The 4971-nt window shown below is 69.7% G+C and carries 3 protein-coding genes and 1 pseudogene; all 4 read left to right on the plus strand.

From position 1 onward, the window contains the following. Positions 1-793, plus strand: a pseudogene (locus tag FNH09_RS47395) (ABC transporter ATP-binding protein); the annotation flags it as partial. A 162-nt stretch (positions 794-955) separates the two neighbouring features. Continuing rightward, the gene (locus tag FNH09_RS44555; RefSeq protein WP_162470045.1) at positions 956-1843 is read left to right on the plus strand and encodes an FCD domain-containing protein; all 888 of its coding nucleotides are present in this window, start codon (positions 956-958) and stop codon (positions 1841-1843) included. 429 nt (positions 1844-2272) lie between these two features. Continuing rightward, positions 2273-3823 (plus strand): RNA polymerase sigma factor, encoded by a 1551-nt coding sequence (locus tag FNH09_RS44560; protein WP_162470046.1) that lies wholly within the window; start codon positions 2273-2275, stop codon positions 3821-3823. A 134-nt stretch (positions 3824-3957) separates the two neighbouring features. Further along, positions 3958-4830 carry a S1 family peptidase gene (locus FNH09_RS44565; protein ID WP_152895577.1) on the plus strand — a complete coding sequence of 291 codons (873 nt, stop codon included), beginning with the start codon at positions 3958-3960 and terminating at the stop codon, positions 4828-4830. The last annotated feature ends 141 nt before the right edge of the window (positions 4831-4971 follow it).

Below are 4971 nucleotides of genomic sequence, written 5' to 3' on the forward strand. Positions count from 1 at the left end.
GCCTCCGATCACTGTCCGCCCCGCCTCCAGCCCCCTGCGCCCCCTTCGCTACGAGCTCCGCCGCGCCACCGGCATCGGCACCGGGTTCCTCACGGCCGCCGCCGTGCTCGCCACCTCGGCTCTCACCGCCGTAATCCTGGCCCGCGCCGGACACACCCCCCAACCGCGACTGCTGGCGGCCTGGCCGAGGCAGCTGCCGCTGCCGCCCGCGGCGCTGGGCGCCGGGCTGCTCGGGGCGCTCGCCTTCGGGGACGAGTTCCGCCATCCCGCCCTCGCGGCGGATCGAGGCACCGTGCCCCGGCGACTCGGACTGCTCGCCGCCAAGCTCGTCGTCTCCGCGGCCACCGCGCTGCTGCTGGCCTTCCTCACGGTGGGCTGCGACGCGGAAGCGCTCTATGTCGTCTACGGAGGAGAGCTCGCCCAGGTTCCCGCCGACTGGTTCTCGCTGAGCTTCGCCTGGGCCGGACTCGTGGTCGGCTGCGCCTGGGCCGGCGTACTGGCGGCGGGTGTCTTCCGGTCCGCCTCCGCGGGGCTTGCCGCGGTGGTCGCGGTGCCCGTCGTCGTCGTACCACTCGTACAGAAGGCCTTTCAGGGAGCGTCTGTACGGAGAGCGGCCGGGTTCTCGGTGCGGCTGCGCGAGACGTTCCTGTGGCAGTGGCCCTTCGGGGGCGAGCGGTATCTGGCGGGAGTGGCCCGAGTGATCGCCCAACCCGTGGGTGGCGCAATGACGTTGTCACTTACAGCGCTGCTCTGCGCCTATCTGCTCACGACCCTGCGCAGCAGGGTCCGGTGATCACCGATCGTGCGCTTCCCATCCCGGCCTGCGCACAACTCCCCGGAGTGCGCTCATTTCCTTCCGATAAGGCGTCAATTGCGACGGGGTGAGCGATCACCCTTTCGTGTGCTTTTCACCAAAGACCTCAAGGGAGTTGGAGACGACGCCGACAAAGGATCCGTGAGTACCCTTGCGCACACCATGATGACCGTCGCCCGCTCCGCCGACTCCGGCCTCGTCGGCCCGGGCGAACTCGACCGCTATCCCTACACCGAGGCCTCCGCCGGTGAACGGGTCGGAACAACCGTATGGGAGGGAGCTGAGCCGGAGCTGGGTCGCGTGGGCCGACGGGCCGCGGGCAGCCGGGGTCGCGGACTGCACGGCCAACTCGTTCAGCAGCTGGGTCAGATGATCGTCTCCGGTGATCTGGGTGCCGACCGGCCGCTGGTGCCCGAGGAGATCGGGCAGCGCTTCGAGGTCTCCCGGACGGTCGTCCGCGAGTCGCTCCGCGTCCTGGAGGCCAAGGGCCTGGTCAGCGCCCGTCCGAACGTGGGCACGCGCGTGCGTCCCGTCAGCGACTGGAACCTCCTCGACCCGGACATCATCGAGTGGCGGGCCTTCGGGCCGCAGCGGGACGACCAGCGTCGCGAGCTGAGCGAGCTGCGCTGGACGATCGAGCCGCTCGCCGCCAGGCTCGCCGCCGGACACGGCCGTGAGGACATCCAGCAGCGACTGGGGGACATGGTCGAGATCATGGGTCACGCCATGGGCCAGGGTGACGCCCTCACCTTCTCCAGGGCCGACGCCGAGTTCCACTCGCTGCTCATCCAGGTCGCGGGCAACCGCATGCTGGAGCACCTCTCGGGGATCGTGTCCGCCGCCCTCCAGGTCTCCGGAGGTCCGGTCACGGGCTGTGACCGGCCGACCGAGGCGTCCCTGGCCCACCACGGCAGGATCGTCGAAGCCCTCGCCGAGGGCGACGGAGCGGCGGCCGAGACGGCCATGCGCCTGCTCCTCACCACCCACCCTGAGGTGGACCGTGTGGTGCCCGCGCCGCGCGAGCACTGACCACGCCCCATGGGCGATCCGGCCGGTGATGTCTCCCCCCTCCTGTGACATCGCCCGGTCGGCGTACCGTGCTCCGCCGGACCCCGCAGGAGCCCCGGTTCCTGCGGGGTCCGGCGGTGCGCCGGGACGACGGGCGTGCCGGAGTGGACCTCTGGTGGTAACCCGGGCGACACTTATTGTCCATGTCTGGCCGGTTTTGAGCGCTTAAGGGGTGTGACTCGGGCCACGCAGATTGGGCGTAACGCTCATGGAGACAACGCGATGACCTAAGAGGTGACTGCCGCGGAGGGAATACGGACGCCGTTTCCGGCGCTGTGAATCTTCCCGGCCCCCGCCCGCGCCGTCGGCCCATCCCCAAGGCCGGTGGTCGGCTCCTGTCCGTCGTGGACGGGGCCGGAAGCCGTTTTCCAACGTTCCGAGAGGTTGTTCGTGTCGGCCAGCACATCCCGTACGCTCCCGCCGGAGATCGCCGAGTCCGTCTCTGTCATGGCGCTCATTGAGCGGGGAAAGGCTGAGGGGCAGATCGCCGGCGATGACGTGCGTCGGGCCTTCGAAGCTGACCAGATTCCGGCCACTCAGTGGAAGAACGTACTGCGCAGCCTCAACCAGATCCTCGAGGAAGAGGGTGTGACGCTGATGGTCAGTGCCGCGGAGCCCAAGCGCACCCGAAAAAGCGTCGCTGCGAAGAGTCCGGCCAAGCGCACCGCCACCAAGACGGTTGCGGCGAAGACGGTGACCACCAGGAAGGCCACCGCCACCACGGCCGCCCCTGCGTCCCCGGCCGACCCCACCGCCGATTCCGCCGAGGAAGCCGCGACCGCCAAGAAGGCGGCAGCGAAGAAGACCACCGCCGCGAAGAAGACCGTGGCGAAGAAGACGACCGCCGTGGCCAAGAAGACGGCGGCCAAGAAGACCAGCGCCAAGAAGGACGACCCGGATCTCGTCGAGGACGAGGCCCTCGAAGAGGTCAAGGGCGGTGCCGAGGAGCCCGAGGGCACCGAGAGCGCCGGCTTCGTGCTCTCCGACGAGGACGAGGACGACGCGCCCGCGCAGCAGGTCGCGGCCGCCGGTGCCACCGCGGACCCCGTCAAGGACTACCTCAAGCAGATCGGCAAGGTCCCGCTGCTCAACGCCGAGCAGGAGGTCGAGCTCGCCAAGCGCATCGAGGCCGGCCTGTTCGCCGAGGACAAGCTGGCCAACGCCGACAAGCTGGCGCCGAAGCTCAAGCGCGAGCTGGAGATCATCGCCGAGGACGGCCGCCGCGCCAAGAACCACCTCCTGGAGGCCAACCTCCGTCTGGTGGTCTCCCTGGCCAAGCGCTACACCGGCCGCGGCATGCTCTTCCTGGACCTCATCCAGGAGGGCAACCTCGGTCTGATCCGCGCGGTCGAGAAGTTCGACTACACCAAGGGCTACAAGTTCTCCACGTACGCCACCTGGTGGATCCGTCAGGCGATCACCCGCGCCATGGCCGACCAGGCCCGCACCATCCGTATCCCGGTGCACATGGTCGAGGTCATCAACAAGCTCGCGCGCGTGCAGCGCCAGATGCTCCAGGACCTGGGCCGTGAGCCCACCCCGGAGGAGCTGGCCAAGGAACTCGACATGACCCCCGAGAAGGTCATCGAGGTCCAGAAGTACGGCCGCGAGCCCATCTCCCTGCACACCCCGCTGGGCGAGGACGGCGACAGCGAGTTCGGTGACCTCATCGAGGACTCCGAGGCCGTCGTCCCCGCGGACGCGGTCAGCTTCACCCTCCTGCAGGAGCAGCTGCACTCCGTCCTCGACACCCTGTCCGAGCGCGAGGCAGGCGTCGTCTCCATGCGTTTCGGTCTCACCGACGGTCAGCCGAAGACCCTCGACGAGATCGGCAAGGTGTACGGCGTCACGCGTGAGCGCATCCGGCAGATCGAGTCCAAGACGATGTCCAAGCTGCGTCACCCGTCGCGTTCCCAGGTGCTGCGCGACTACCTGGACTAGTCCCTGGTCGTACGAAGCCGAAGGCCCGGTTCTCCCGAGGGGGACCGGGCCTTCGGCCTGCTTGTGCGCATGCGCGTCACGGCGTGCTGGATCACTCTGGGTCTCCCACGACCACCCCAGAGTGAGGAACGTGCATGAGGCGTCTTTCTGTCCGGGCCCTGACCCGGCCGTTGGTGCTGGCGGCCGCGGCGACCGCCATACCGCTGGTGTCCGCCGCTTCCGCGCCTGCCGACAGCATCGTCGTCGGCGGATTCCCCGTGGACGTGTCCACCAGTCCGTGGACGGTGGCGCTGTCGAGCCGTGACCGGTTCGGAGGTACGCGAGCGGGCCAATTCTGCGGCGGGGTGGCGATCGGCTCGACCAAGATCCTCACCGCCGCCCACTGCGTCAGCGACGAGGCACTGGGGACGGGGTCGGGGCGTGCCGACGACCTCAAGGTGATCGCGAACCGTACCGACCTGCTCTCGTCCCAGGGCCAGGAGATAGCCGTGCACGACACCTGGGTGAATCCGGACTACGACAGTGTCAGTAACGCCGGCGACTTCGCCGTGCTGACCCTCGCGGAGCCGCTGCCCGCGAGCTCGGTCATCAAGATGGCCGCCGAGAGCGACCCCGCGTACGCACCCGGTACGGCCGCCACGGTCTACGGATGGGGCGATGTCTCCGGGGCCGGCGACTATGTGCACACTCTGCGGGCCGCGCAGGTGCACGTGCTGGAGGACGCCCGGTGCGAGCGGGCCTATCCGCGCGGCGGTGCCGACGGAACCTATCTCGCGGCCAGCATGCTGTGCGCCGGGGAGACCGCGGGCGGCAAGGACGCCTGCCAGGGGGACAGTGGCGGCCCGTTGGTGGCCGGGGGGAAGCTGATCGGGCTCGTGTCGTGGGGGAGCGGCTGCGGACGGGCAGGAAGCCCCGGTGTCTACACGCGCGTGTCCGACGCGGTACGGGTGCTGGGGTCGACCGGGACCGATGGTGCCCCGGCGCGACGCACACGCGACGCCGCGTGACGGCCTCGGGTCTGTAGCCGGGCGGCGGGTCCTGGATCTTCGCCGGTGGACCACCGGCCGGGCGGCGACGGGTCCTGGGTCCTCGCCGGTGTACGGAGAGTCGTGATGACGAGACGGGCGGCCGCCCCTGGAGTACAGGGG

The sequence above is a fragment of the Streptomyces adustus genome (genome assembly GCF_009377175.1).
In the GTDB taxonomy this organism is placed as follows: Bacteria; Actinomycetota; Actinomycetes; order Streptomycetales; family Streptomycetaceae; genus Streptomyces; species Streptomyces adustus.